This window comes from Thermococcus alcaliphilus (assembly GCF_024054535.1).
Taxonomy (GTDB): Archaea; Methanobacteriota_B; Thermococci; order Thermococcales; family Thermococcaceae; genus Thermococcus_A; species Thermococcus_A alcaliphilus.
The window spans coordinates 136175-160750 of the sequence record NZ_JAMXLV010000018.1 but is presented as its reverse complement, the minus strand read 5'-3'; the positions used below and the strand labels follow the sequence as shown (position 1 = coordinate 160750).

At 43.5% G+C, this 24576-nt stretch carries 26 protein-coding genes and 1 other RNA gene; 18 read left to right on the top strand and 9 right to left on the bottom strand.

Going from position 1 to position 24576, the window contains the following annotated elements; translation table 11 throughout:
• The first annotated feature begins 46 nt into the window (after positions 1-46).
• A complete protein-coding gene (locus tag NF859_RS03595) occupies positions 47-1012 on the top strand; it encodes a TIGR00269 family protein (protein ID WP_252743043.1) in 966 nt (321 codons plus the stop codon).
• Here the strand turns inward: NF859_RS03595 and NF859_RS03590 are convergent.
• Positions 999-2006, bottom strand: coding sequence for a radical SAM protein (locus NF859_RS03590; protein WP_252743042.1), 1008 nt, complete (start codon positions 2004-2006; stop codon positions 999-1001). The two genes, NF859_RS03595 and NF859_RS03590, sit on opposite strands and share 14 nt — an antisense overlap.
• Before the next feature lie 103 nt (positions 2007-2109).
• On the opposite strand from NF859_RS03590, the gene NF859_RS03585 reads away from it, so the two are divergent.
• Both NF859_RS03585 and NF859_RS03580 read left to right on the top strand, forming a co-directional pair.
• Positions 2110-2715: a hypothetical protein gene (locus NF859_RS03585; RefSeq protein WP_252743041.1), complete on the top strand. Its 606-nt coding sequence runs from the start codon at positions 2110-2112 to the stop codon at positions 2713-2715.
• Positions 2716-2719: 4 nt separating this feature from the next.
• A complete protein-coding gene (locus tag NF859_RS03580) occupies positions 2720-3016 on the top strand; it encodes a transcriptional regulator (protein ID WP_252743040.1) in 297 nt (98 codons plus the stop codon).
• Here NF859_RS03580 and NF859_RS03575 read toward each other — a convergent pair.
• Complete coding sequence (locus tag NF859_RS03575) at positions 3013-4998, bottom strand: DUF460 domain-containing protein (protein WP_252743039.1); 1986 nt, start codon at positions 4996-4998, stop codon at positions 3013-3015. The two genes, NF859_RS03580 and NF859_RS03575, sit on opposite strands and share 4 nt — an antisense overlap.
• A gap of 121 nt (positions 4999-5119) precedes the next feature.
• Between NF859_RS03575 and NF859_RS03570 the strand changes: the two genes are divergently transcribed.
• Positions 5120-5713, top strand: a complete 594-nt coding sequence (locus NF859_RS03570; protein WP_252743038.1) for a regulator of amino acid metabolism, contains ACT domain protein — start codon at positions 5120-5122, stop codon at positions 5711-5713.
• Here the strand turns inward: NF859_RS03570 and NF859_RS03565 are convergent.
• Positions 5710-5985: an acylphosphatase gene (locus NF859_RS03565; protein ID WP_004066355.1), complete on the bottom strand. Its 276-nt coding sequence runs from the start codon at positions 5983-5985 to the stop codon at positions 5710-5712. The two genes, NF859_RS03570 and NF859_RS03565, sit on opposite strands and share 4 nt — an antisense overlap.
• 81 nt (positions 5986-6066) lie before the next feature.
• Between NF859_RS03565 and cutA the strand changes: the two genes are divergently transcribed.
• The gene (gene cutA, locus NF859_RS03560; protein ID WP_048874650.1) at positions 6067-6372 is read left to right on the top strand and encodes a divalent-cation tolerance protein CutA; all 306 of its coding nucleotides are present in this window, start codon (positions 6067-6069) and stop codon (positions 6370-6372) included.
• On the top strand, positions 6369-6956 hold the full coding sequence (locus NF859_RS03555; protein ID WP_252743037.1) for an endonuclease dU: 588 nt from the start codon (positions 6369-6371) through the stop codon (positions 6954-6956). Before cutA ends, NF859_RS03555 begins: the two co-directional genes overlap by 4 nt.
• Here NF859_RS03555 and NF859_RS03550 read toward each other — a convergent pair.
• Positions 6943-7278, bottom strand: coding sequence for a hypothetical protein (locus tag NF859_RS03550; RefSeq protein WP_252743036.1), 336 nt, complete (start codon positions 7276-7278; stop codon positions 6943-6945). The two genes, NF859_RS03555 and NF859_RS03550, sit on opposite strands and share 14 nt — an antisense overlap.
• A 98-nt stretch (positions 7279-7376) precedes the next feature.
• Here NF859_RS03550 and ffs point away from each other — a divergent pair.
• The 3 genes from ffs to queC all read left to right on the top strand — a co-directional run bounded on the left by ffs (position 7377) and on the right by queC (position 8895).
• Positions 7377-7689: signal recognition particle sRNA (gene ffs / locus NF859_RS03545), an RNA gene on the top strand.
• A gap of 39 nt (positions 7690-7728) precedes the next feature.
• Entirely contained in the window at positions 7729-8142 is a 414-nt protein-coding gene (locus NF859_RS03540; protein WP_252743035.1) for a hypothetical protein, read from the top strand.
• 33 nt (positions 8143-8175) lie between these two features.
• Positions 8176-8895 carry a 7-cyano-7-deazaguanine synthase QueC gene (gene queC, locus NF859_RS03535; RefSeq protein ID WP_252743034.1) on the top strand — a complete coding sequence of 240 codons (720 nt, stop codon included), beginning with the start codon at positions 8176-8178 and terminating at the stop codon, positions 8893-8895.
• A gap of 44 nt (positions 8896-8939) precedes the next feature.
• On the opposite strand, the gene NF859_RS03530 is transcribed toward queC, so the two are convergent.
• Complete coding sequence (locus NF859_RS03530; RefSeq protein ID WP_252743033.1) at positions 8940-9434, bottom strand: THUMP domain-containing protein; 495 nt, start codon at positions 9432-9434, stop codon at positions 8940-8942.
• A gap of 64 nt (positions 9435-9498) precedes the next feature.
• Between NF859_RS03530 and NF859_RS03525 the strand changes: the two genes are divergently transcribed.
• From NF859_RS03525 to NF859_RS03505, 5 genes are all read left to right on the top strand, one after another.
• Positions 9499-10701, top strand: a complete 1203-nt coding sequence (locus NF859_RS03525; RefSeq protein WP_004066373.1) for a hypothetical protein — start codon at positions 9499-9501, stop codon at positions 10699-10701.
• Positions 10698-11228 (top strand): metal-dependent hydrolase, encoded by a 531-nt coding sequence (locus NF859_RS03520; protein WP_252743032.1) that lies wholly within the window; start codon positions 10698-10700, stop codon positions 11226-11228. Before NF859_RS03525 ends, NF859_RS03520 begins: the two co-directional genes overlap by 4 nt.
• Positions 11229-11296: 68 nt before the next feature.
• Positions 11297-12289 (top strand): thioredoxin-disulfide reductase, encoded by a 993-nt coding sequence (trxB, locus tag NF859_RS03515; protein ID WP_252743031.1) that lies wholly within the window; start codon positions 11297-11299, stop codon positions 12287-12289.
• 157 nt (positions 12290-12446) lie between these two features.
• Positions 12447-13790 (top strand): acetyl ornithine aminotransferase family protein, encoded by a 1344-nt coding sequence (locus tag NF859_RS03510; protein ID WP_252743030.1) that lies wholly within the window; start codon positions 12447-12449, stop codon positions 13788-13790.
• Positions 13791-13898: 108 nt separating this feature from the next.
• Entirely contained in the window at positions 13899-14501 is a 603-nt protein-coding gene (locus NF859_RS03505) for an ECF transporter S component (RefSeq protein WP_004066383.1), read from the top strand.
• Here NF859_RS03505 and NF859_RS03500 read toward each other — a convergent pair.
• Together NF859_RS03500 and deoC are read right to left on the bottom strand one after the other, a co-directional pair.
• Complete coding sequence (locus NF859_RS03500) at positions 14498-14785, bottom strand: family 4B encapsulin nanocompartment shell protein (RefSeq protein ID WP_004066384.1); 288 nt, start codon at positions 14783-14785, stop codon at positions 14498-14500. The genes NF859_RS03505 and NF859_RS03500 overlap by 4 nt on opposite strands.
• On the bottom strand, positions 14778-15437 hold the full coding sequence (deoC, locus tag NF859_RS03495) for a deoxyribose-phosphate aldolase (RefSeq protein ID WP_252743028.1): 660 nt from the start codon (positions 15435-15437) through the stop codon (positions 14778-14780). Before deoC ends, NF859_RS03500 begins: the two co-directional genes overlap by 8 nt.
• Before the next feature lie 98 nt (positions 15438-15535).
• Here deoC and NF859_RS03490 point away from each other — a divergent pair, with 98 nt between their 5' ends.
• Entirely contained in the window at positions 15536-16462 is a 927-nt protein-coding gene (locus tag NF859_RS03490) for a calcium/sodium antiporter (protein ID WP_252743083.1), read from the top strand.
• Here the strand turns inward: NF859_RS03490 and lipS1 are convergent.
• Both lipS1 and NF859_RS03480 read right to left on the bottom strand, forming a co-directional pair.
• Positions 16455-17282, bottom strand: a complete 828-nt coding sequence (gene lipS1 / locus NF859_RS03485) for a LipS1 family lipoyl synthase (protein WP_252743027.1) — start codon at positions 17280-17282, stop codon at positions 16455-16457. The two genes, NF859_RS03490 and lipS1, sit on opposite strands and share 8 nt — an antisense overlap.
• A gap of 5 nt (positions 17283-17287) precedes the next feature.
• Entirely contained in the window at positions 17288-17653 is a 366-nt protein-coding gene (locus NF859_RS03480; RefSeq protein WP_252743026.1) for a hypothetical protein, read from the bottom strand.
• A 139-nt stretch (positions 17654-17792) separates the two neighbouring features.
• Here NF859_RS03480 and NF859_RS03475 point away from each other — a divergent pair, with 139 nt between their 5' ends.
• The 3 genes from NF859_RS03475 (at position 17793) to NF859_RS03465 (ending at position 24438) form a co-directional block, all read left to right on the top strand.
• Positions 17793-18653: a cation diffusion facilitator family transporter gene (locus tag NF859_RS03475; RefSeq protein ID WP_252743082.1), complete on the top strand. Its 861-nt coding sequence runs from the start codon at positions 17793-17795 to the stop codon at positions 18651-18653.
• Positions 18654-18658: 5 nt separating this feature from the next.
• Positions 18659-19099 (top strand): ferritin family protein, encoded by a 441-nt coding sequence (locus NF859_RS03470; protein WP_252743025.1) that lies wholly within the window; start codon positions 18659-18661, stop codon positions 19097-19099.
• A 188-nt stretch (positions 19100-19287) separates the two neighbouring features.
• The gene (locus NF859_RS03465; RefSeq protein ID WP_252743024.1) at positions 19288-24438 is read left to right on the top strand and encodes an adenosylcobalamin-dependent ribonucleoside-diphosphate reductase; all 5151 of its coding nucleotides are present in this window, start codon (positions 19288-19290) and stop codon (positions 24436-24438) included.
• The last annotated feature ends 138 nt before the right edge of the window (positions 24439-24576 follow it).

Sequence of the window (24576 nt, the reverse complement as noted above, 5' to 3'; positions counted from 1 at the left end):
AGGTTTTTTAAAGAAAAGTCTCTTCCTGCAGTGAGGCGAGAGAAAAATGAAATGTACAAAGTGTGGAAGAGACGCTGTTTATCATGCGAGATACGAGGGGAAGTTTTATTGCCACAAACATTTCAATGAAATGGTTGAGAGCAAAGTAAAGCAAACCGTAAGAAAATATGGGTTAATTAAGAGAGGGGACAGAATAGCGGTGGGAGTGAGCGGTGGAAAAGACAGCGTTGTTCTTCTTCACATCCTTCACAAGCTCAGCCAGAAGTTTCCTTTTGAAATAATAGCGATAACCATAGATGAGGGAATAGCCGGTTACAGACCAGAGAGCGTTGAAATAGCGAAGAAGAATGCAAAGATGCTTGGAGTAGAGCATCGCGTCTATTCCTTCAAGGAATACATAGGCTTTACCCTCGATGAGACCGTCAATATAATGGGAAGTTTTGAAAAAGGAGAAAGGGTTGGGGCATGTTCCTATTGCGGCGTTTGGAGAAGGTGGTTGTTAAACTATGCCGCTCAAGACGTCAATGCTGACAAGCTTGCCGTTGGTCATAATTTGGACGATGAAGTTCAAATGTTTCTCATGAACATTATGCGTGGGGATGTGGCTAGACTTGGGAGAACTGGCCCTTACTATGAAGTTATTCACGAGGGTCTTGTGCCAAGAATAAAACCCCTTAGGGAAGTACCGGAGAAGGAGATAGTACTTTATGCGGTTTTGAACAACATTGAAGTAGATTTTTCTGAGTGTCCCTATGCTGTGGAGGCATTTAGGGCAGAAATCAGAGACTGGATAAATGAAATGGAAGAAAAGCACCCGGGAACTAAGTACCAAATCCTGAGAAGTTACGATAAGATGTTTCCACTTTTGGCGAAAGCTTATGCCCATAGGGATCTCAATAGATGCAAAATCTGTGGGCAGCCAACTACTGGAGAGATATGTAAGGCATGCAGCTTCAAGCTTCAAGTGCAGGAGAAGGCAAAGGAAAAGGGAATCACTTTTAGAATCGAGTGAACTCCCCATAAATTGGAATCTTTTCGCCACATCGGGGACATCTGTTGTCCCTTAGATTCCATCTCAGCACTCTGTAGCCAGAACGTATTATCAGCTTTTCGCCGCATTTAGGACAATACGTCGTTTCGTGTTCGATTGAGCCAATGTTCCCAACGTAAACGTAATTCAGATTGTACTCTTTTTGAGCGATCTTCTTTAACTTTACCAGCTTTTCTGCTGGTGTAGGCGGCTCTTTCCAGTAGTTCATCGGATAATAGCGGTTTATATGTAGGGGAACATCCTCTCCAAGCATCTTTGAGTGCATATTAAAAATCCAGTTGTAACATTCTTCAAAATCGTTGGTATTTGTAACAACAAGGTAAACCATCTCAACATGGGCTCCTAAGTTTATTGCTTCTTTGGCGTTTCTGAAAGCCTTCTTGTGATCAACACTTAGAACTTTCATCTTAGGGCACCCTTTGATGTCTATGCTGAAGCCCGAAGCTCCGCTTTCGATGAGATTTCTCAAGGCTTTGAGAGTGAAATAACCATTTGTGACCAAACAGCTGTATAGCCCCTTCCTTTTTCCGAGCTCAAAAACATCTAGGAGATAAGTGTAAAGGGTTGCTGGTTCGTTAAAGCTTGCACAAAGACCGTTATCTTCATTCTTTAAGGCTAGGCTCACGAGCTCTTCTGGCGGAACTTCCATGATCCACTCGGGAATATCGGAGAAGCTTAGATGGTAGTTTTGACACCAAGGGCAGTAGAAGTTGCATCCAAAGCCGGAGAAGGTCAATGCGGTGGAATTTGGATAGTAATGGAAGAAGGGCTTTATCTCTATGGGTCTGCTTTCGATGGCGCTCAGTTTTCCATAGCCTATGTGCACTAGTTTTCCCTCTAAATTGGTGTAGTTCCTGCATATCCCTTTCTTGCCCTCTTCTATCAAGCATCTTCTTTCACAGACAAGACACCTAACGCCCCTGCCCTGTTTTTCGTAAAGCTCTTCAATTTTCATCAGAGAAATTTGGTTTTTATTTGGCTTAAGGTTTTCTCTGAAATTCAGAGAAACCCCACGCTATAAATAAATAAGGGTACTACCCTAAATTGAGGTGAGGAATATGGAAGATGTTAAGGAACTTAAAAGTGTGCTTGAGAGGGTTGAGGGAAAGCTGATAGCGGCACAGTATATGTATGGGGCAATGTGGTTCATAGCTTTCTTAGCGGTAATGGCTCTTTACTATGTGCTTGGGGCTATTGTGGGATTTAGCAGCATTTTCTCAGCTATTTACTGGATTGGAGCGTTTGTTTTCGTTGGATGGGTAGGGATGATGGTTGGCAAGAGACTCGAAGCCCTCTTCAGATCACAGGGAAGGGTAGAAGAAGGAAGCTTCTCTATTATAGCTCTCCCTTGGATCATAGGGGCGATAATTGGATGGGTTGTAGTTCCAAGGCTTAACTTGGGGATCACGGAGGAGGCAAGTGTCGCCGCAGGCTTCCTTACGTTCATTGCCCTTGGAGTTTTTGGGATGTGGCTCGTTTTCATAAGGGCAGGAAATAAAGATAAGGGAATGATTCCGGCATTTCTGTTGCCAGCTTTAGGCGTTCCATTGGTTCTGGGAATGGAAAAGGGTGCTATGGCATGGGCAAGCTTTCTCGTTGCTGCAGGGTATGCATTAACCTCTTTGCTCTATCTTTACTTTGCCTTTAACGCCATTGAACGGTGATAAGATGAAACAACTCAAGGAGCTAACCAGTAATCACGTACTTGGAAACCCAATTAGGCTAGCTATAATGCTTTATCTCCTTCCAAGAGCCCGGGTTTTGTTTAAAGATCTACTTGAAGTGCTAGAGCTTACCCCAGGCAATCTGGATTCTCATCTTAGGGTTCTTGAAAAAGCCGGGTATGTAAAAATCAAAAAAGTCTTTTCTGATAGGCCAAGAACTGCAGTGGAAATAACTCAAAAAGGCGCTCAAGAAACTGGAGAATACTTGAGGATGCTTCGGGAAGTCCTGAATGGGATTTAATGTCCTTCTTCTGCCTTTTTCTTAAGCTCCTTGATCCTCTCAAGCCGATATTCCTCAACAAGCCTTAGGAACTCTTGAACTTCCCTTTCTTTTTCTTCCTCTTCCCAGCGCTTCAATTTTTCTTCTATTGCACCTTCGAGCTCTTTCCTATCAACTATTGCAAAGTCATCAACCCTCTTCACTTCAATCTCATTCTCATAGAGGACTGGTATTTTGTTTTCCTTTAGCGTTTCATATACAAGGTTTGGTAGTGTTTTTGCACTTATTAGGGCTTTTATCCTCCTTTCTGCAAGGTGTTCTGCTATGCTCTTTCCAGCGCCTGAAGGATTAACAACATAGAGGACGTCTTCTTTTTTAATACCCGCAGAACGCTCTAACTCTTCAATCTCTTTCCACGTCAGGTTTTCGATTACCTTCAGAGGAACTGCAGTGCCTTTAAGTTCCAACAGGTGCATCCTCTTTGCCAAGACCAAGTCTTTGCTGAGCTTTTCTATTATCGATCTCGCTTCTCTAAGTTCTTTTTCAAGGTACTCTATTCTTTTCTCTCTAATTTCCATCTCTTTCTCTCTAATAATCTTTTCCCTAATTCTCTCGTCATAGGTTGCCAATCTGTTCTCCAAGCCTTCTATAATTTTTCTCTGCTCTTCAATTACGGCTCTTAGCTCTTGATTCTCTCTCTCCAGCAGATTTATGGTATTTTCGAGTTCCCTTATCTTTTCTATGTAGGGAGTAACGTCAACAGAAGTCTCAGTTACCTCGGCAGTTTTTATTTCTTTGCTCTTTTCTTTTTCTTTTACTTTCAAAATAGCCTCTCCAAGATTGTATCCCTGTATTACGAGGGCCTTTATTTCCTCTCCCTTCTTTGTGATGCCCATCTCTCTGAGTTTTGCTTCAACATGGTCAAGCTTTGGCTTCAGGCGGAGGTATGCTTTGTAAGCTGCAGCTAATGCATCTCTTTGGTGATCGTCCTCAACGCTTATGCCTAAGTTCTTTAAAAGCTCATTCTTTTCCTCAACTTTTAAGCTCTCCCGCGGAACGAAGAGCATTGCCTTAAAAGAGCGAGAAATTTTCTCCACCAACCCAGGAGCAGGGTTCACATCGGTGGCTACTATTATTGGATGACCAACCTCGCTTATAAATCTCACAATATCACTAACAGCCATGTTCCTCTCACTGTAAAGTGCTAAAATCTCGCCGTTCAAATCCAAAGCAGCTATTCCAACGGTAATACCGGGATCAAGCCCTACAATAATGCTCTTCCTTTCTCTTATGGCGCTTTCACTCTTTAGGGGCACAAACTCAAAAGTCTTCCTCTCCACCGGGCGAATTCTTATTTCAACATCCCCTCCTTTCATAGGCTTTATAAGACCTGCAAGCTCCTCCCTGGATGTATAAACCCTAAACTCTCCCCTTTCCAGCCCCTGGTCTTTCTCTTTAATTTCAAGGTCGAAAGGTATGTCAGCCCTCTTGAGAGTCTCTTCAATTTCCCTGACTTTGTTCTGGATTAAGTTATGGACCCTTCTCCTGTATCTGTCTTGACTCCACCCACCTTTTCCTTGACTTCTCCCTCTTGAGACCTTTATAATGACCTCATCTTCAAAAGGAAGAACTTCATACCCTACTCCCTTAGCGGCTAAAAGGGCACATACCTTTGCTTCCTCATAGGGGTTGAACTTATCCCCTATTCTAATTCCATGTTCCTTAGCTAGACTCCATAGGGGTTTTTGCTCTCCAGGTCTGCCGGTTACCTGAACTATCTTTGTCCCCTGCGGAATTGCCCTTATAAATTTCCTAAGGTACTCCCCAAGCTCGTGGATGTTGTCCATGGCAACAATATCGGGTTTTTTGACCCTTATAAATCTCAGAAGTCGATAAAAAGTAAACTCACCGTGCTTGATTATCTTTCCATTAAACCAGCTAACCACGGCAAAACGTTTTGGTTCTTCACTGATTATATCAATCCCAACGATCAGAATAGGCATCACCCTCACTTCACTTACGTGTCTTATTTAAGATACACGCTTTAAAAGATTGTCTCTTCGAACTGCGGAGAAAAGCTTAAATATTCATCTGTACACAATATTGTATAAGAGGTGGTCAAAAGTGATGCTTGTATTGGATGCTTATTTTAAAAACTTTCCAGCCAGACGGAAGGTAGCGGAGTTCCTTTTTGAAAACGGACTAAGTGTGAAAAATGGAAAAATTTATCTGAGAAACGTTGAGATACCAATAAGCGAGCTTTCTCGTGTAATAGGTGTGAATAGAAAAATAATCTACCACACCATAGATTACATTGAAAACACCTATCCTCTGCGAATGATATTTGAGAAGCTAAACCCACTTCCAAGCCTTATAAACGTAGCACCCATCATGGGATGGGAGGTTCTTGAGATAGAACTTGAGAAGGAGGAGTACTCCCATGCCCTTTCTGAATTGCTTAGGTACCTTTACGAGAATGATGTTCCAATAATGGAGATATTCAGCAGGAACCTTAGGCAAGAGGACGCCAAAGCATACATCGTTATAGATGGGACTCTGCCCGTAGAGGTTTTTATGAGAATAAAGGACATCCCAGGGTTTAGAAAGCTCGTTCTCCACACTCCCGAAAAGAGCAAAGAAAAAGTTGTATGCAGTTACTGTGAAGTTAACTACTGCCCCAAAAAAGTTGTTATTGAAGGGCTAAATTACAAAGGTTAGCCCACTACCCTAAATCCTTTCTCACCCTTTGGTTCTTCCCACTCTACCTCTACCCTTGTAACCCTTGCCCAAGGCGGCCCCTGATGTGCCCACCCTATTAATGCCTCGACCCTCTCTCTTTCTCCCTCAATTACAGCCTCTACGCTTCCATCTGGGAGATTCCTTACCCATCCATTAACACCGAGTTTTCTCGCTTCTCTTTGCATGCTCCATCTAAATCCTACTCCCTGTACTCGGCCGTATATCCTTAGATGTGCCCTTACTATCTCCATCTACTCCCCCCATTAAAAGTAACCTCCATAAAATTTAAGTTTATCTTTACCAACTCTTCCCGGGTGTGTGAAATGGGTGAGATGATACTCGTATACACAACGTTTCCTGACTGGGAAAGTGCTGAAAGGATAACAAAAGAGCTGCTGGAGAGAAAACTAATTGCCTGCGCCAATTTGAGGGAACACAAGGCTTTCTACTGGTGGCAAGGAAAGATTGAAGAGGACAACGAAGTTGGTGCAGTACTAAAGACAAAAGTTGACCTCTGGAGTGAGCTCAAAGAAGCTCTAAGAGAATTGCATCCATACTCCGTGCCAGCAATAATAAGGATAGATGTGGATCACGTTAATAAAGAATACCTAGACTGGCTTTTAGAGGTAACAAAATGATCCGTAAAGTAAAGCCCCAGATAAGGGTTATCGGCTTCGATGATGGCACTTTTTCTTTTAAATCTAAGCTCAGAAAAGGTCGCACTATTTTAGTTGGCGTTGTTATGAAAGGTTCTCAAGATGTTGTAGGAGTAGTCACAAGGTGGATTGAAATCGATGGCAAAGATTCGACCGAAAAAATGATTGATGCAGTAAACAACTCTCGATTTAAGGACTTGAGGGTTATAATGCTCAAGGGAATAACGTATGCAGGGTTTAACGTCGTTGACGTGGAAAGATTAAGCAAAGAAACTGGATTGCCTGTGATAATAGTAATAAGGAAAAAGCCCGATTTAAGAGCTATGGAAGATGCCCTGAGAAAACACTTTTCAGATGCCGATGAGAGAATTGCGCTTCTTAGAAAAGCTGGGGAGATAAGGGAACTAATCCCTGGGAAAGTATTCTATCAAGCTTATGGAATCCCCCCACACCAGGCAGAGGAGATAATAAAACTAACCCAAAAGAGCTCCCTTATACCTGAACCTTTAAGATTGGCTCATATGATAGCCTCTGCCGTAATTACCGGAGAGTCTAAGAAGGAGTAGATCTAGGCTGAATCTTTGTTCTAACCAAGCCTTCAATGAAATCAGTCCCGGAGTAACCTATCGCAATCAAACCTAGAGCCATCTCGCGGGTTATCTCTTTTTCACCCCAGTAAAGGCTGACAACACCCAAAACTCCAGCTGTTGCTCCAATTAATATGCTTACAAGGAGTCTTTTTGTGTCAAAGGCATCTTTGAATTCTCTGCCTTCTGAAATAGCCTTTTCTTGTGCTTTCTTGACCCCTACAACAACCCGTAGCATCTGGCCGCTCATTCCCAAGAGCATCCCTAGGAAAAGAGAATAAAACGCTTCAGACGCCATCATCTTAAGGCCCTTATGGAATTGTGCTCCCATTCCTAATAAAGGTTGTTGGGAGATAATTACCAAACCTTTATATAGGCATCAAGGATATTATTAAATGGCGGCGGACTAGGCTGGGGGGTTCGGCGTCCCCTGGAACCCGAAACCGTCGATATGCGGGGGCCGAAGCCCGAGGGGCGGTTCCTAAATCCAGCGGCGGAAGCCGAGAGGAGCCATGAGCCCCTGTCCCACGGGGCCGGCGGTGGGAGAGGCGGAGCTGAAGGGCTCCGCTAACTCCCTTTGCCCGCCGAACCCCGCAAGGCCCGGAAGGGAGCAGCGGTAGGCGGGACGTTCGGCGCTCGTGGGGTAGCGGGGGCGAGCAAGTCTCGGTGGAAGCCGCTGGAGGAGGGTTCCCACCCTCGGGCGCGTCCGCCGCCGTAAAAATTTTAACCAAATCGGGACAATTTTCTTTTGATGATTGTTCTTTCCCAAAAATCAAAAGCTCAAAAACTACTCTTAGCTGTTGCCCTTCTTGAGCTGTTTATTGGATTATCTCATATGGGCTACGCTTATTATGTGAAGTTCACTTGGGAGTATGATGAAGCTCTCTACGACTGGGATGATGTTGGAGGAAATTACGGAGTATTTTGGCTATTTTGGGGCATTTTAACGCTTTTGTATTTATTTGGGGAGGCCAATAAAATAAAAATCCCTGTTCTGCTTTTGCTATCAGTTCCGTTATTTATGGGGGGTATTGGAGCTTTGGCTTTGGCTGATAGGTTATTTGGGCAACTTAAATTTGACGTATTCACTATTTTTGCTCTACTTTACAGCCTTTTGTTCTTTGAGTCTCTGATTGTGATAGTTTTTCTTTGGAAAAGTTCATAACCTCAAGGTTCTACCAAGGAAGGGGTGAGGTGAATGAAAAGAGCAGTTGTCTTGTTTAGTGGTGGGCTTGACAGTACGGCTTGCGTATACTGGGCAAAGAAAAATTATGATGAAGTTATCATGCTAACCATAAACTACGGCAGCAATGAGGAGAAGGTAACCAATAAAGTGGCGGAGTTTTTTTCAAAGGAGCTCAATGTTCCGCTGAAAGTCATCAAACTTGAGTTTTTGGAGGAATTCTCCAAAATTAGGGGAACAACTTTAGTTGGAGGGGAAACTCCAAAAGTCACTGCAAAGGATTTGGAGAGCATGGAAATCGCTCAAGAAACAGCAAAGAGCGTTTGGGTTCCAGCAAGGAACATAGTGCTAATATCTGTAGCCGCTTCGCTTTTGGATGCCCTTGGAGGAGGAGACATTATAGTGGGCTTCAATGCTGAAGAAGGGGTTACTTTTCCTGACAATACTCCCGAATTTGTGGAGAAAATGAACGAGATGCTAAAATATGGAACCATGGTAGATGTAAAAGTGGTCGCTCCCCTCATAAATCTGGATAAGAAGGGCATAGCAAAGCTGTTGAAAGAGCTCAATGCAAAATACGAGTATTCCAATTCATGCTACATGCCCCAAGGTTTTACGGAAGATGGGAAGCCCATTCACTGCGGCGAATGTGAGAGCTGTGTTAGGAGGCATAGGGGGCTTATTGAAGCCATCAGTGAAGACAAAACCATCTATAAAGTCAAGCCTAAGTTATAACTTAGCACTTATAACTTATACCAGTGAAAGTTAAAAGTGAGAGCTTAAAACTCCACCCTCTTTTTTACGATTTCTTCTGGCTTGATTATGCTTAGACCAGTCTTTTTTCCGAGAACCTCAATCCAGACATACCAATCCGGATTTGTGAGGTCTACTTTAGCATTTAACTCCTCCTTTATTTTTGCTCCGAGCTCTATCTCTATCTCCTTCCCAGATGAAATCCAGTTGCCCCTTCTTTTGCATCTGACTGCAAAGCTGTCTCCCTCTTTGATATATTCCTTTGCAAGCTGAAAGGCTTCCTCAAGAATCCTCTCTTTTTTGCTCTCCACGAACTTTTCTATGGGAAGTACCTTGAATATAGCCGTCGTCTCAAATTCTCTGATTCTCTCAAGGGCCTCATCTTTGCTTAAGGAAGTTCGAACTATTAGCACTCCTCTCCACTTTGTTCTCCTTACCCTTGCATCCCCAAGTGCCCATTCTAGTTCAAGGGCAGCATCTCCTTCTCTTCCACCCGGCACGGTTACAAGCAACGTTGCCATTTTCTTCACCTCTATGGACAAACTTATATATTCCTCCGCCTAAAACTTAGACTTGGTGGGTAAAATGGAAAGGCAGAGTACACTTAAAGTTTATTCCCCTCCCTCTTATGAAGTCTACGGTTTGGCAAAAAATCCTTTCGAACAGTTAGCAAGCGAGGGCATAGAGGACGTGGAGAGCATACACGTTTATCAAGAGGTAGACATGCGTCTCTCGATGATAATTTCAGAGGTAGTTGGGAATAAGAGCTCAATAGCCTTCTCCCTGATCGGCCCCCTTGGAATGGGGAAAACACAGAGGCTTAAAAGCATCTATAAAGCGATATCAGAACAAGGTGGAAAACCAATCTACATTAAAGTTGACACAAATGACATTTTGAAGCTCACGAGAGATATGTTTAACGGTCTGAAGCCTCCAAAAACAAGAACCAACATCTTTTTTGAGAACCTCTCAAAGAAGCTCGGCTTTATAGACAGGCTTGAAAAAATGCTCTCTTCAACCAAGGAGTATAAGTCTAGGGATATTGCAGAGATGCTTACAAAGGAGCTCAGCAAGTATCCATATTCCGCCCTCCTTCTTGACGAGCTGGAAAACATGCAAACGGCAAGCGAGGAGGATAAGATTCTATTTTTTGAGATGCTCAGGCATTTTATAAGCAACATGCCTCCGGGATGCATCTTTGGATTTGCATGCGTGCCGGAAGCGTACGAGGAGTACTCCAAAATCTTCCCGGCGTTCTTTATGAGGCTCCACTACGAGTTCAAGCTTAGACCCATGAGCCTTGAAGAAACCTTTGAGCTTGTCAAAAAGAGACTCAACAAGGTTAGAATAAGAGATACAGACGATCCGATATATCCCTTTACAGAGGATGCTATAAGGTTAATCCACGAGCTTGCAAAGGGCAATCCAAGGCAAATTTTAAGACTCCTGCACTATGTTTTAAGCGAGGCCAGCAAGCATAAGTTTGATCCGATAGATGACTATGTCGTCACCACAATTCTGGAAGAGCCCAAGAGCCTGGAGGAATACCTAACAAGGATTCCCAAAGAGTACAGAGACCTCGTGGAGGTTATAGTGTACAAGTTCAATGGAGGGCCAGTGAGTTATATTCAGGTTGCAAAGGAGGTCAAAAAACCAGGGGTCCAGGTTTATGAGCATCTTGAAGAGCTCATACGGCTTGGATTCTTAGTGGGAGACCCAAAGGGCAACTATAAAGTGCCAGAATACGTTAGAAAGTTCCTAGAAGAGCAGAAGGAGGGCGAGGAGTGAACTACGAAGGGCACGTGCTTAGCGGCATCTTAACCTATCCTCTTGCTGTCCTCCTTGCATCTTTTTTGAAGTATTATGCAAACATCCCTTTTGAGCTTACTGCACTTTCCATGATACTGGGATATGGGGTTTATGTTCTAGGCTCTGACCTGCCTGACCTTGATCATCCAGAGGCGCTTATACATAGGGGAGTTAAGCCTGTAGTGGCTGTAATGGTTGGCAGTGCAGTTTTTGTTAAAGGAGGGAATCTTTTATCAATTGGAAACAACGTAGTAGATCCGGTGTTTGGATGGTTTGTAGCTGGGTTGTTTGCTTTTGGCTCTTGGTACGCTTTTTCAGCCTTAATGCCCAAGCACAGGGGAATTGTCCATTCCTTAACCTTTGCACTCCTCTATGGGGTTTTGGTTTTTGCTACCTTTGAGTACGGTCTTGGGTTTAAACTTGGGGAAGCATTGTTTATTGGGTTTGCCGCATTTTTGGGATACACTCTTCATCTGATAGTCGATCGTGAGGTAAAGATAATTTAGTTCTCAAATCTGTTCCACAATGTTTTTAAATATTCAACCAAAAGTTGCAAACCGGAGGTGAGGGAAAGATGTTCAGCTTAGGGGGACTTTCACAGACAGTTGATGAAACAAAAACATGGGATGTTCTGATAATAGGAGCTGGCCCAGCAGGATTTACTGCGGCAATATATGCGGCACGCTATGGGTTGGAGACTCTTATAATCTCAAAGGACATAGGTGGAAATGTTGCCCTTACAGACCTCATTGAGAACTACCCCGGATTTCCCGATGGGATAAGCGGTGCAGAGCTTGCCAACAGAATGCATGAGCAAGTAAAAAAGCTTGGAGTGCCGATAATTTTTGATGAAGTTGAGAGAATAGACCCCGCTGAGTGTGCCTATTATGAAGGCCCATGCAAGTTCCATGTAAAGACAAAAAATGGGAAGATTTACAAGGCTAGAACCGTTATAATAGCCGTTGGGGCAGAGCCTAGGAAGCTTAGAGTTCCTGGTGAAGACAAGTTTTACGGAAGGGGAGTTAGCTACTGTGCAACCTGTGACGGTCCTCTATTCAAGGGGAAAGATGTGATAGTTGTAGGAGGCGGCAATACAGCTCTACAAGAGGCTTTGTATCTGAAGGAAATAGGGGTCAACGTTACCCTTGTTCACAGAAGAGACCAGTTCAGGGCGGACAAAATACTTCAAGACAGGTTCAAAAAAGCCGGAATTCCAGCAATTTTAAACACGGTTGTGGTTGAGATAAAGGGCAATCAGAAGGTCGAAAGCGTAGTGCTGAAAAATGTAAAAACCGGCGAAGTATTTGAGAAGAAGGTCGATGGTGTGTTTGTTTTCATAGGCTACGAGCCTAAGACAGATTTCGTTAAACACCTCGGCATTACCGATGAACAGGGATACATTCCGGTGGATATGCACATGAGAACAAAAGTAAAGGGACTCTTTGCCGCTGGGGACATAACAAACGTCTTCAAACAGATTGCAGTGGCCGTTGGACAGGGAGCAATAGCGGCTAACTCAGCAAAGGAGCTTTTGGAAGAGTGGAAAACTCAAGTGAATGAAGAGTGATTCTCCACTAAACCTTTTTTGCAAACTTTTTTTGCTGGCTTTATTGTATAACTAATGCTTAATTCCAATTATTTTCGAAACTTTTTCGAGTAAAGAAGGATTTTAGTGAGCATAAAATTATATAGGTGCAAAATATCCTATACATCGGTGAGCGAACATGGTGAAGGGACCTCAGGTTAAGGAAATCCCCGGACCGAAGGCTAGGGAAATAATAGAGAAACACCACAAGTATATGGCAACCACAACAAACGACCCAAACGAATACTTCTTGGTTATAGAGAGAACGGAGGGCAACTACTGGATTGACGTCGATGGGAATAGAATTCTCGATTTCTCCTCTGGTATAGGTGTTCTCAACGCTGGTCTTAGAAATCCGAGAGTTGTTGAAGCTTTGAAAGAGCAGCTGGACAAGGTCATCCATGCCGCTGGAACCGATTATTACAACCCCTATCAAGTAGCTCTTGCCGAAAAGCTTGACAGCATTGCCCCTGGTGACTTTGAGAAGAAGACCTTCCTTTCAAACAGCGGTACAGAAGCTAATGAGGCAGCCTTGAAGATAGCAAAGTGGTCAACCCAGAGAAAGCTCTTCATAGCCTTCATTGGGGCATTCCACGGCAGAACTCATGGAACAATGAGCTTAACCGCAAGCAAGCCCGTCCACAGGTCGAGAATGTTCCCAACAATGCCCGGCGTTGAACACGTCCCATACCCCAACCCCTACAGAAACCCATGGCACATTGACGGTTATGAGGAACCAGATGAGCTCGTAAACAGGGTAATCGAATACATCGAAGATTATCTCTTTGACCACTATGTCCCACCGGAAGAAGTGGCAGCGTTCATAGCGGAGCCAATTCAGGGTGAGGGAGGCTACGTAGTGCCACCAAAGAACTTCTTCAAGGAGCTCAAGAAAGTTGCAGACAAGCACGGCATACTCATCATAGATGATGAAGTCCAGATGGGAATGGGAAGAACGGGCAAGATGTTTGCAATTGAGCACTTTGGAATTGCTCCAGATATCATAAGCCTCGCAAAGGCCCTCGGTGGTGGAGTGCCAATTGGAGCAACGATCTTTAGGAAGGATTTGGACTTTGGTGTCCCCGGGGTACACAGCAACACTTATGGTGGAAATGCCTTGGCTTGTGTAGCAGCATTGACGGTAATTGATGAGCTTGAGAACGGCCTGATTGAAAACGCTAAAAAGCTTGAGCCACTCTTCAAGGAGAGACTTCAGGAAATGTATGATAAATACGAAATCATCGGTGACGTCAGAGGACTTGGCCTTGCTTGGGCTATTGAATTCGTAAAGGACAGAAAGACAAAAGAGTACGCAAGCAAGGAAAGAAACCAAGTTGTCGTTGAGGCACTTAAGAGAGGCCTTGCAACCCTTGGCTGTGGAAAGAGCGCTTTAAGACTAATCCCACCGCTAACAATAGACGAAGAAGAGGCCAAGATTGGTTTGGACATTCTCGAAGATGCCATCAAAACTGTTGTTGGCTGATCCTATTTTCTATTCTCTTTTTGTCCCTTCTGCGCTTGTTAGGAGTAAGCTTTTTAAGTTTAAATTTCAAGTTAAAACTTGAAAAATAAATAAAGTGGAGGGATGATAATGGCCATGGAAGCACTTGCACCATACGGTAAGTGGGTGTTAATAGCCGTTGCCGTTCTTTACTTTGTTTACCTCTTCGTGCTCAAAAAGAAAGTCTTTGAAGTTGCGGTTGGAGTGGCTTTATCTGGGATAATGGCGGCACTAGTGGCGGTAGCAACGATGCTAATCCAAGTTCCAACGCCCTTAACGAGGGGATACATCAACGTTGGAGATAGTATGGTAATGCTTGTGGCAGTCCTCTTTGGCCCCACAATAGGAGCATTCGCCGGGGGATTTGGTTCCGCAATGGCAGATTTAATTACTGGCTATGCACATTGGGCACCGTTCACTTTAGTTATAAAAGGAGTAGAGGGATTCGTCGTTGGATATCTAACTTCAAAGAAAGACGATTTTACGACAATCCTCCTAGCTACAATCCTTGGTGGAGCCCTAATGGTTCTAGGATACTTCTTCGTTGAGGTCTACTTTTACGGATGGGGAGGAGCCATAGCAGAGGTTCCAGGGAATACTCTCCAAGCAGTCACCGGAATTATCGTGGGTGGTGGAGTAGGGCACGTAATAAAGAGAAGGGTCAAGGACATGCTTGTATCACTTCAGATTTAGAGTTCTCCAATTTCCCTTATCTCCTCCCACATCTCCTTTTCTTCCCTTAAGGGTTCGAGCGATATTCTGCGTGAGGCTTTTCGGAGATGTCCGAGGAATCTTGGGTCGGCAATTATTGCGTCGCAATTAAGCTCTTTTATTACATAAACATTTAATCCAAGAGTTTTCAATTCTTTTGCGGCTTTTTCAGCAAACTTTGGGCCTACAAGCGCCACCTTTGGTTCAAACCCATCTTCTCGAATCTCTTTTATAACAGTCCTTAAGAGCTCCAAGGTTTCACCCATTTTTAGCCCCTTCTACGATTTTCACACCGCTTGATGTGCCTATTCTGTTAGCTCCAGCCTCTATCATTGCCAAAGCCTGCTCGTAAGTTCTTATACCTCCAGCAGCTTTTACTCCAAGCTTATCCCCAACAACCCTGCGCATTAACTTGACATCTTCAACGGTTGCTCCTCCAGTTCCAAATCCCGTTGATGTTTTGACAAAATCAGCCCCAGCCTCCATGGCGAGCTTACATGCTATCTCTTTTTCTTCATCGGTAAGGTAGCAAGTTTCAATTATGACCTTCACTATCGCCCCCTTCTCATGAGCAACCTTTACAACCTCTGCTATGTCATTTTTAACGTACTCGTAATCATTATCCTTCAATGCACCGATGTTAATGACCATATCAAGCTCATCCGCTCCATCTTCGAGGGCTTTCTTTGCCTCAAAAACCTTCACTTCCGTCGGCGTTGCCCCAAGCGGAAATCCAATTACACTCGCAACCTTAATCTCCGTACCCTTAAGCTGTTCCTTTGCGAGCTTTACCCTGTAGGGATTGACACAAACTGCGTAAAAGCCGTATTTCTTTGCCTCTTCACAGAGCTTTATTATGTCCTCCTTGGTGGCGTAGGGCTTTAAGTTTGTGTGGTCTATGTACTTGGCAATATCCATACCTCTCACCTCACCTTAGTTTGGGGTTATGTTGTATTTTAGGGTTTTCACCCAAAGGCTTTAAAAATTAGTCCTTGAAATACCTTCCGGGAGGCATAATGGCAGCAGAGTACATTATAACCTTTGGAATCTTTGCCTTGGGACTGCTAATGCTGATCAAGGGAAGCGACATATTTGTCGAAGCAGCTACAAGGGTTGCGAAGGGGTTTGGAGTTAGCGAGTTCATAATCGCTTTAGTATTGGCTAGCATCGCCACAACTCTGCCAGAGGTCACGACTTCTGCGATAGCTGCGTATCAAGGGCTCAGCGATATAGCCCTTGGAAACGCCATAGGGAGTGCCCTAGCAAACATAGCCCTTATTTTGGGACTGTCTGCTCTCATCATGCCGCTTGATGTTGATGAAATAGCCTGGAAGAACGCCCTTTTTATGATTGGTGTGACATTTTACGCGTGGATTTTAATGAAGGATCTTGTAATTTCTAGGATTGAAGGGTTAACGCTGATCCTGATATATCTGGGATTCCTCTATTACCTCTATAAGAAGCATGTAACGCTGGAAGAAGTTAAAGAGGGTAGAGGAAATCCCAAGAAAGATGTTGTAATTTTGTTCGCAAGCGGACTTGTGGTTGTTTTCGGGGCTAGACTTGTTGTTGAAAGCGCTGTAAAAATCGCTACAGCCCTTGGAATTCCAGAAGTGGTTATAGCCCTTACCTTGGTCTCAATTGGTACCTCTCTTCCGGAGATGGCAAACTCATTAACCGCCACACTGAAAAAAATTCCCAACATAAGCGTTGGCAACGTTGTAGGGGCCAATATACTGGATATCCTCATGGTTATCGGTATTGCGGCTTTAATAAGGCCAATAAAAGTGGATTACAGCATATATTCCTTTACAACTCCTCTAACGTTGCTTGTAATGGCGGTGCTTGCGATTTCTCTAAAGCTAAACAACAGAGTTGGGCGGAAAACAAGCGTGGTCCTCTTAGCTTTGTATGCTTATTTCCTCTATGCTAATTTCACATAACGCAGCATTCGTAAATAATCTCTACTTCCCTTATCGTTTTTGCCCACTCAATGACCTTTCTTGGCGGGTTTGTTATTCTGTCAACTCCTTCCTCTATAGCCCCTTTGTCAAACTCCAGCCTCCATTTTCCCAGAGGTCTCATACATCCGATGCTCAGCTCTCCATTGAACCTTTCTCTGGCATATTTAACAACCTTTAGGCTCTCCTCTACAGAAGGAGCTTTTACGTTCTCCATCTCCGTTCCTCTTGTGGGGATAAGCACGTCAAGAACCAAAACCTCAATTGGATACTCCACGAGCATGTCAATTGCTTTGTACTCCCACCAAACCTTTCCAAAGTCCAGACCTATGGTTATATGTGGCGCAACTTTGATCCCGTTTGATGTGAGAAGATCTATTATCTCGAGGTAGTCTCTAACGCCTTTTTCTATTTTATAAACTCTCCTAATAACATCGTCATCCCCAACAAAATCGAGAGAAACTGCATCCACATGCCTTATCCATTCCAAGTCCTTCTCGTCTATAAAACCTACATGAACATTGAGTTTTAGCTTCGTTTCTTTCTTTATCCGCTCTATCTCTGAAGAATAAAGGTCAAGTGGTACTTTCAGCCTTGAGTCCATTCCACCGCTTAAAAGACATCCCTTATAACCCTCTTTCTCAAGCGATTTGCAGTATTCGACGAGGTTATGCTTCGTTACTTTCTTCATTCCCTCAAGGTAGTGCTTCCCACAGTGGGCACAGTTTAGGGTGCAGTAGTTTCCAGTAAGGGAAATAGATGGGAAAGAAATACCCGGTATGTAAACCTTGAGCTTTTTCAAGAGAATCACTCCTCATCAACGCTTGCGTTTATCCTCTCTACGTCTTCGATAATGTCCTCCTCTTCTTCTTCGAGAAGGAACTGCTCCTCAAGCTTCTCCTCAAGGCTGATCTTTTTCTTTTCTTTCATGGTCAGCTTCTCCGCCTCAGCCACCATATTTAAAAGCACCGCTGCAAGCCTAGCAGCTGTCTCAGTCCTCATCGAGGCCTTTGCCTCAACGTCCTCATTATGGATTATCATGCTTATGTTTGCCGGTCTGAAGGTTCCATGCTGGTCTATGTATGCATCCCACAGGCTTAGGGCTATGTACTTATCCTTGCTCCCCATATAAATTCGTATCGTGTATCTCGGCTTATTTGCCATGAGCTCCACCAATCCTTGTTTGTCTCTCGTCAATAAAAGTCTTTTGAAAAAAGGTTTAAAAGCCTCAGGTGAAGTGTATAACACCCAATGAAGAGTTCAGCCTTACCTGAATCGTGATGAAGGAGTGACGGACTGGGGGGATTTCCCAATGGAAGAAGTTTACAGGCCCTTAATGGTGAGCATTTTTGGAAACCTCCTTCTAGCTATTCTGAAGGTTTTTGTGGGGTTCCTTTACTCTAGTCTGGCTTTGATTTCTGACGGCATACACTCTCTCTCGGATGTTGTGACGAGTGTTGTGGGCTATCTCGGAGTCAAAATCTCCTCTAAACCTGCCGATAAAACTCATCCTTTTGGCCATTCCAGATTTGAATCCCTGTTTGCCTTTTTTATAGGCATATTGCTCTTTCTGGTTGCTTATGAGATAGCCAGAGATGCCCTGAAAAGAATCTTCAGCGGGCATGTTATTGAAGTGAACTCAGTCATGCTTGCCGTTGTTGTGATTTCTATTGTCTCAAAGGAAGCAATGACCCAGTACGCCCTTAGAGTGGGAAAGAAGCTCAACAACCAAATACTTATTGCGGATGCCTATCACCACAGGAGCGACGCATTAAGCAGCGTAGCCGTGCTTATCGGTCTGCTCCTTCAAAGGCTGGGCTTTACCTATGGGGACGCTTTGGCAGGACTTGTCGTGGCTTTGCTTGTGGGGAAAGTGGCGGTTGAGATAGTCTTCAAGAATGTGAACTACCTAACAGGAACTTCTCCACCCTTTGAGCTGTGTGAAAAGATTAAAGAAACTGCACTCAGCGTTGAGGGTGTTGTTGGGGTGCATGACCTGAGGGCACACTACGTTGGTCCAAAGTTGCATGTTGAACTGCACATAGAGGTTCCTCCACATCTCACCCTTAAAGAGGCCCACGACATAAGCGAAGAAGTTAAAAGGAGAATCGAAAAGATTGAGGAAGTTGAGGTAGCGTTTGTCCATGTAGATATCAAAGGGATAACGGAGTGAGAGGAATGAAACTTGAAGAACTCCTGCAGAAGATAGTTCACCAAGAGAACGAGCTTTACAACCTCTACAAGCTTGGAGAGACTTTTGCTACCTATGAATACCCCTCCTTAATCGAACATTTCCAGTGGCTTGCAAGTGAAGAGCTGAGGCACAGAAATACAATCGAAAAATTCATTGGCGAGGGAACACTTGAAAACACAGCAATTATAGATTACATTGATTCTTTAAGCCTGGAGCCTTACTTCCAAGATGAGAGGGCCGAACCGCAAACCCTAACGGATCTTGTTTTAGAAGCACTCATAAGGGAAAAACACAGTTATGAGCTCTATAAAAAGCTAAGCCAGATATTCAGCGGTTCTCTAAGCGAGATATTCAGAATGATGGCTCAAGAAGAGCTCAAACATGCTTACAGGCTGAAGATTATCTATGAGGGTTTGGAAGAATAGTTGGATAAAATATCCGACTTAAGTATTTTTCTACCCTTTATTATTCCGACAGAGTCTCTCTTCAATATTTGTCATCTTGGCAATCCACACCGGGGCAAGGTATATTTACCTTACATGCTCATTATTCTCTACTGATACTTTTACTAAGGTATCACGGGATAGTAAAATAATACGACAGGGGGGTTTATATGCCAGTTGAAAAAGTGATGAAAAGAGATGGTCGAATAGTTCCTTTCGATGAGAGCCGTATAAGATGGGCTATACAAAGGGCAATGTGGGAAGTTGGAGTAAGGGATGAGAATCTTCTCGATAAGATTGTAAAGGATGTTGTTGATAGAATAAATGAGCTTTATGAGGGGCAGATCCCCCATATAGAGAACATTCAGGATATAGTAGAACTTGAGCTGATGAGAAACGGTCTTTTTGAGGTTGCTAAAGCCTACATAATCTACAGAAAGAAAAAAGCAGAAATTAGAGAAGAGAAAAGAAAAATACTGAACAAAGAGAAGCTCGACGAAATAGACAAGCGCTTTTCAATAAACGCTCTGAGAGTTCTGGCGAGTAGGTATCTCATAAAGAATGAGGAAGGAAAGATAATTGAAAGCCCAAAACAGCTATTTGAGAGAGTTGCCACTTTAGCCGCAATTCCCGATCTTCTCTATGACGAGAGGGTGTTCTCCAAAGAGGGAGGCTACACACAGGATTTGAAGAGAGTCGAGTATTATCTGCAGAACTTTGAGAACTTTGATAACGTTTACAGCATAGGCCGCTTCAAGCTCAACAAGTACCATTTTGAGAGGATGATAAACCTCTATAAGGAGCTGGCAGAAAAGGGAAAAATGAAGGTAAGCATTGACGAGTTTTTGAACATGCTTGAAAGAGGGGAGTTTGACAAATACGAAGAGGTAATCGAGGAGTTCTTCAACTTGATGGTCAACCAGGTTTTCATGCCCAACACTCCAGCACTCATAAACTCTGGAAGACCGTTGGGAATGCTTTCGGCTTGCTTTGTTGTGCCGATAGAGGATGACATGGAGAGCATAATGAAAGCAGCTCATGACGTTGCCATAATACAAAAAATGGGTGGCGGCACAGGTTTGAATTTCTCAAAACTCCGTCCAGAGGGAGATATAGTAGGAACAACAACAGGGGCAGCGTGTTTTACTGGAGACACTAGAATACTTACGGAAAAGGGTTTCATACCAATCAAAGAAATAGTACACGGGGAAAAACCAAAGATAGTCACCCACGCGGGCTTGAAGAGTATTATTGAGGCATACGATAATGGAGAAATGGAAGTTTTCAGGGTCGTTACTGAAGACGGTTATGAAGTTAAGGTTACTGAAGATCACAAATTCCTTGTCTTTGATGAGGACGGAACGCCAATCCTTAAGCCCCTCAGGGAGTTAAACATTGGTGATTACATTTACATACTTGCCTCCGAATGGGAGAGTGGTGAATACATCAGACTAAAAACAGATGTTGAACTTAAGAGCAAAGGCTACGACGTTAATTTACCAGAACTACTTGATGAGAGGCTCGCTTACCTCCTCGGAATAATATATGCTGATGGTCACATTAGACACTATTTCGAAAATGGAAGAAGAAAGAATTCTAAAATAGAAATCTATCTGAATAAAACAGAAACCGAGATAAAGGAGAAAGTTAAAAAGTATTTCAAGGAACTCTTTGGCATAGAACCTAAGGAGTTCCTCAGGGAAGAGAGCAACAAGTTAACACTGATGATACCCCCAACTAAGATTGTGAGATTCCTTGAAATAAACGGCCTTTCAAAAGATAAATCTGAGAACATACGTGTGCCCGAAGCCATTTTCAGGAGCAACCCTTCCGTCATGGCCGCTTTCTTAGCTGGATTTTTTGACGGGGACGGTTCAGTGGATCAACACTATAGAATAGCTTTCAAGTCTATTTCGAAAGATTTTATAAAAGATGCACAACTTCTGTTAATAGCTCTTGGAATAGTAACAAGCATACAAGAGTATTTCCCTTCCACTCCCGGTCACCGGACTGTTTATACCCTTAGAATCCAAACAAGAGATATGAAACTTAAAGCGTTTAGTATCTTGAAAGAGTCAGTTAAGCTCTCGAAAATAGCAGATGAAGCTATAGATAACCTAAAGGAAAACGGAAAGAACAAGAAATTCTCATTCCCATTCAATGCAATATACCGTATAAAGAACCCAGAAACCCGGGCAAAAATACAGCGAGATTACAAACTTCTTGCCTACAACTCAAAAGTCACCCACAGGGCATTCATAAAGAAGATACTGGAGCTAAAAGATGAGCTTAGGCTTGAACCGGAAGAAGTAGAGTATTTCGAAATGCTCTCAAAGCTATACCCCACAAAAATTTCAAAGATAGAACCTCTCGGAAAGGCCCATGTTTATGATCTTCAGGTTGAGGACGTTCATCTCCTTACTGGGAACGGAATTTACACCTCTAACAGCGGACCCGTATCGTTCATGCACCTCATCGATGCCGTTAGCGATGTAATAAAGCAGGGTGGAGTGAGAAGAGGAGCAAACATGGGAATCCTTGAAGTGTGGCACCCAGATATTGAGAAGTTCATCCATGCAAAAGAGCAGAATGTTGGAACAAACGTTTTAAGCAACTTCAACATAAGCGTTGGGCTGTGGGCTGACTTCTGGGAAGCCCTCAAAGAAGGGAAGAGGTATCCTCTCATCAATCCAAGAACAGGGAAAAAGGTAAAGGAAATCGATCCTAAGAGTCTTTTTGAAGAGCTAGCTTACATGGCTTGGGCAAAGGCAGATCCGGGCGTAGTGTTCTTTGACATAATAAACAGAAGAAACGTTCTGGAGCCTGCAAAGGGTGAAAAAATCCGTGCAACCAACCCATGTGTTGTTGGGGATACAAGGGTTTTAACACCCGAGGGCTACCTCAAGATTGAAGAGCTCTTTAGGATTGCAAAAGAAAGGAACGAAGAAAAAGTTGTTGCAGTTGAAGGAATAGCTGAGGAAGGAGAAGAGTTCGCTTATCCAATAACGATCCTACTTCCAAATGAAGAAGAGAAAGAAGTCATTTATGAGACTGCACACGGAAAGCAGCTCGCTGTAGCAGACCCCATTGAAACCAAAGCCTATGTCTGGAAAGTTGGAAGAAAGAAAGTGGCTAGAGTAAAGACAAAAGAGGGTTACGAGATAACCGCTACCCTTGACCATAAGATAATGACAAAGGATGGCTGGAAAGCAGTTGAAGAGCTTAAAGAAGGTGATTTAATAGCCTTGCCAAGGTTTGAGGTCGAGGATGACTTTGGAAGCGAGAGCATAGGCGAGGATGTAGCCTTTACTTTAGGATGGCTTATTGGGGATGGATATATTAACACAAATGATAAGAGGGTTTGGTTCTACTTCAACGCTGAAAAAGAAGAGGAGATAGCGCAGAAAATCTCTGAAATACTCAAGAAGCACTTTAACTCCAAAGCCGAACCTCACAGATACGGAAGTGAAATCAAGCTTGGAGTGAGGGGCGAAGCCTACAGATTCTTTGAGAAAATAGTCAAAACGAACGAAAAAAGAGTTCCAGAAATCGTTTACCGCTTAAAGCCAAATGAGATCAGAGCATTTTTAAGGGGTCTCTTCACAGCTGACGGCTACGTGGACAATGATAGTGCAATAAGACTAACTTCAAGGGATAGAGAGCTTTTAAGAGACGTCCAAGATTTACTGCTTCTATTTGGTATACTATCAAAAATCTACGAAAGGCCATACAAGGGTACATTTGAATACACAACCAAAGACGGTGAAAGGAAAATCTACGAAGCGCAAGGATATTATGAACTCGTTATAGCAAACTACAGCAGAAAGCTGTTTGCAGAAAAGATCGGCTTCGAAGGAGAAAAACAAGAAAAAATTAGACTCAATAAAACAAAAATTGACGAACCCTACGCAAGAGTTGATAGTGTGGAACTTATTGGAGAAGAAATTGTCTATGACTTAACAGTACCAGAGATTCATAGCTATGTCTCCAACGGATTTATGAGCCACAACTGTGGAGAAGAGCCCCTCTACGACTACGAATCGTGTAATCTAGCCTCTATAAACCTTGCAAAGTTCGTAAAATATGACGACGAAGGAAAGCCCTACTTCGACTGGGACGAATATGCTCAGGTTATAATGAAAGTCGCCAAATACCTCGACAACGCTATCGATGTAAACAAGTTCCCCCTACCGGAGATAGACTACAACACAAAGCTCACCAGAAGAATTGGTGTGGGAATGATGGGGTTAGCAGATGCGCTCTTCAAACTTGGCATTCCTTACAACAGTAAAGAAGGCTACGACTTTATGAGGAAGGCAACGGAATACCTGACCTTCTACGCATACAAGTACAGCATAGAGGCGGCAAAGAAGAGGGGAACCTTCCCACTTTATGAAAAGACCAAATACCCAGAGGGGGAGCTGCCAATAGAGGGCTACTACCACAGGGAGATATGGAACCTCCCATGGGATGAGCTCGTTGAAGAAATCAAGAAGTACGGCGTAAGGAATGCTATGGTGACCACATGCCCACCGACGGGAAGCGTTTCAATGATAGCAGATACCTCAAGCGGAATTGAGCCAATATTTGCCCTTGTTTACAAGAAGAGCGTCACGGTTGGCGAGTTCTATTACGTTGATCCAGTGTTTGAGGCTGAGCTTAAGAAGAGAGGACTCTACAACGATGAGATCCTTCAAAAGATAAGCGACAACTATGGTAGCGTGCAAGGCTTGGAGGAGATACCAGAAGACATGCAGAGAGTTTTTGTGACCGCAATGGATATCCACTGGCTTGATCATCTCTTAGCCCAAGCAAGCATCCAGCTCTGGCTCACCGACTCAGCAAGTAAAACGATAAACATGCCCAACGATGCAACCGTTGAAGACGTCAAGGCCGCTTACCTCTTAGCCCATGCCCTCGGATGTAAGGGAGTTACAGTTTACAGGGATGGAAGCCTGAGCGTTCAGGTGTACTCTGTGGAGGGTGAGAAGAAGAAGCGTGTACCGGCAAAGCCGAGCGAATATGCAAAGAAAATACTTAGGGAGATCGTTGAGAACGAATCGTGGCTCAAGAAGTTCATCAATGTTGAGGCGATAATAGACGGCACCAACGGGAAAGAGGCACCGACGTTTTCTTTGAGTATCTCGAGAGCCCAAAGACAGGTGGAGGAAACAGCTAAGGAGAGAAACGTAAAAGACCTTCTTGGAGTAGCCTACTGTCCGGTCTGCTATGAAAAAGATGGAGAACTCGTGGAGCTTAGGATGGAGAGCGGATGTGCCACCTGTCCAAAATGCGGCTGGAGCAAGTGCGTGATTTCTTAGTTCCTTTTTTAAATTTGTTTCATGCTGTTTTAATAAGGTGTGGGAATTCTTCAAATCGTGGTAATAATAGTATTACTATTTGTTAAGCAAAGCTTAAATACTTTGAAGTCATAAAATTAGCGATACCAAAAGCCCTTA

Bases quoted from the DNA above. Each gene is read 5' to 3' on its own strand.
- NF859_RS03595 (WP_252743043.1), top strand. From the start codon at position 47: ATGAAATGTACAAAGTGTGGAAGAGACGCTGTTTATCATGCGAGATAC.
- NF859_RS03590 (WP_252743042.1), bottom strand. From the start codon at position 2,006: ATGAAAATTGAAGAGCTTTACGAAAAACAGGGCAGGGGCGTTAGGTGT.
- NF859_RS03585 (WP_252743041.1), top strand. From the start codon at position 2,110: ATGGAAGATGTTAAGGAACTTAAAAGTGTGCTTGAGAGGGTTGAGGGA.
- NF859_RS03580 (WP_252743040.1), top strand. From the start codon at position 2,720: ATGAAACAACTCAAGGAGCTAACCAGTAATCACGTACTTGGAAACCCA.
- NF859_RS03575 (WP_252743039.1), bottom strand. From the start codon at position 4,998: ATGCCTATTCTGATCGTTGGGATTGATATAATCAGTGAAGAACCAAAA.
- NF859_RS03565 (WP_004066355.1), bottom strand. From the start codon at position 5,985: ATGGAGATAGTAAGGGCACATCTAAGGATATACGGCCGAGTACAGGGA.
- cutA (WP_048874650.1), top strand. From the start codon at position 6,067: ATGATACTCGTATACACAACGTTTCCTGACTGGGAAAGTGCTGAAAGG.
- NF859_RS03555 (WP_252743037.1), top strand. From the start codon at position 6,369: ATGATCCGTAAAGTAAAGCCCCAGATAAGGGTTATCGGCTTCGATGAT.
- NF859_RS03550 (WP_252743036.1), bottom strand. From the start codon at position 7,278: ATGATGGCGTCTGAAGCGTTTTATTCTCTTTTCCTAGGGATGCTCTTG.
- NF859_RS03540 (WP_252743035.1), top strand. From the start codon at position 7,729: ATGATTGTTCTTTCCCAAAAATCAAAAGCTCAAAAACTACTCTTAGCT.
- queC (WP_252743034.1), top strand. From the start codon at position 8,176: ATGAAAAGAGCAGTTGTCTTGTTTAGTGGTGGGCTTGACAGTACGGCT.
- NF859_RS03530 (WP_252743033.1), bottom strand. From the start codon at position 9,434: ATGGCAACGTTGCTTGTAACCGTGCCGGGTGGAAGAGAAGGAGATGCT.
- NF859_RS03525 (WP_004066373.1), top strand. From the start codon at position 9,499: ATGGAAAGGCAGAGTACACTTAAAGTTTATTCCCCTCCCTCTTATGAA.
- trxB (WP_252743031.1), top strand. From the start codon at position 11,297: ATGTTCAGCTTAGGGGGACTTTCACAGACAGTTGATGAAACAAAAACA.
- NF859_RS03510 (WP_252743030.1), top strand. From the start codon at position 12,447: ATGGTGAAGGGACCTCAGGTTAAGGAAATCCCCGGACCGAAGGCTAGG.
- NF859_RS03505 (WP_004066383.1), top strand. From the start codon at position 13,899: ATGGCCATGGAAGCACTTGCACCATACGGTAAGTGGGTGTTAATAGCC.
- NF859_RS03500 (WP_004066384.1), bottom strand. From the start codon at position 14,785: ATGGGTGAAACCTTGGAGCTCTTAAGGACTGTTATAAAAGAGATTCGA.
- deoC (WP_252743028.1), bottom strand. From the start codon at position 15,437: ATGGATATTGCCAAGTACATAGACCACACAAACTTAAAGCCCTACGCC.
- NF859_RS03490 (WP_252743083.1), top strand. From the start codon at position 15,536: ATGGCAGCAGAGTACATTATAACCTTTGGAATCTTTGCCTTGGGACTG.
- NF859_RS03475 (WP_252743082.1), top strand. From the start codon at position 17,793: ATGGAAGAAGTTTACAGGCCCTTAATGGTGAGCATTTTTGGAAACCTC.
- NF859_RS03470 (WP_252743025.1), top strand. From the start codon at position 18,659: ATGAAACTTGAAGAACTCCTGCAGAAGATAGTTCACCAAGAGAACGAG.
- NF859_RS03465 (WP_252743024.1), top strand. From the start codon at position 19,288: ATGCCAGTTGAAAAAGTGATGAAAAGAGATGGTCGAATAGTTCCTTTC.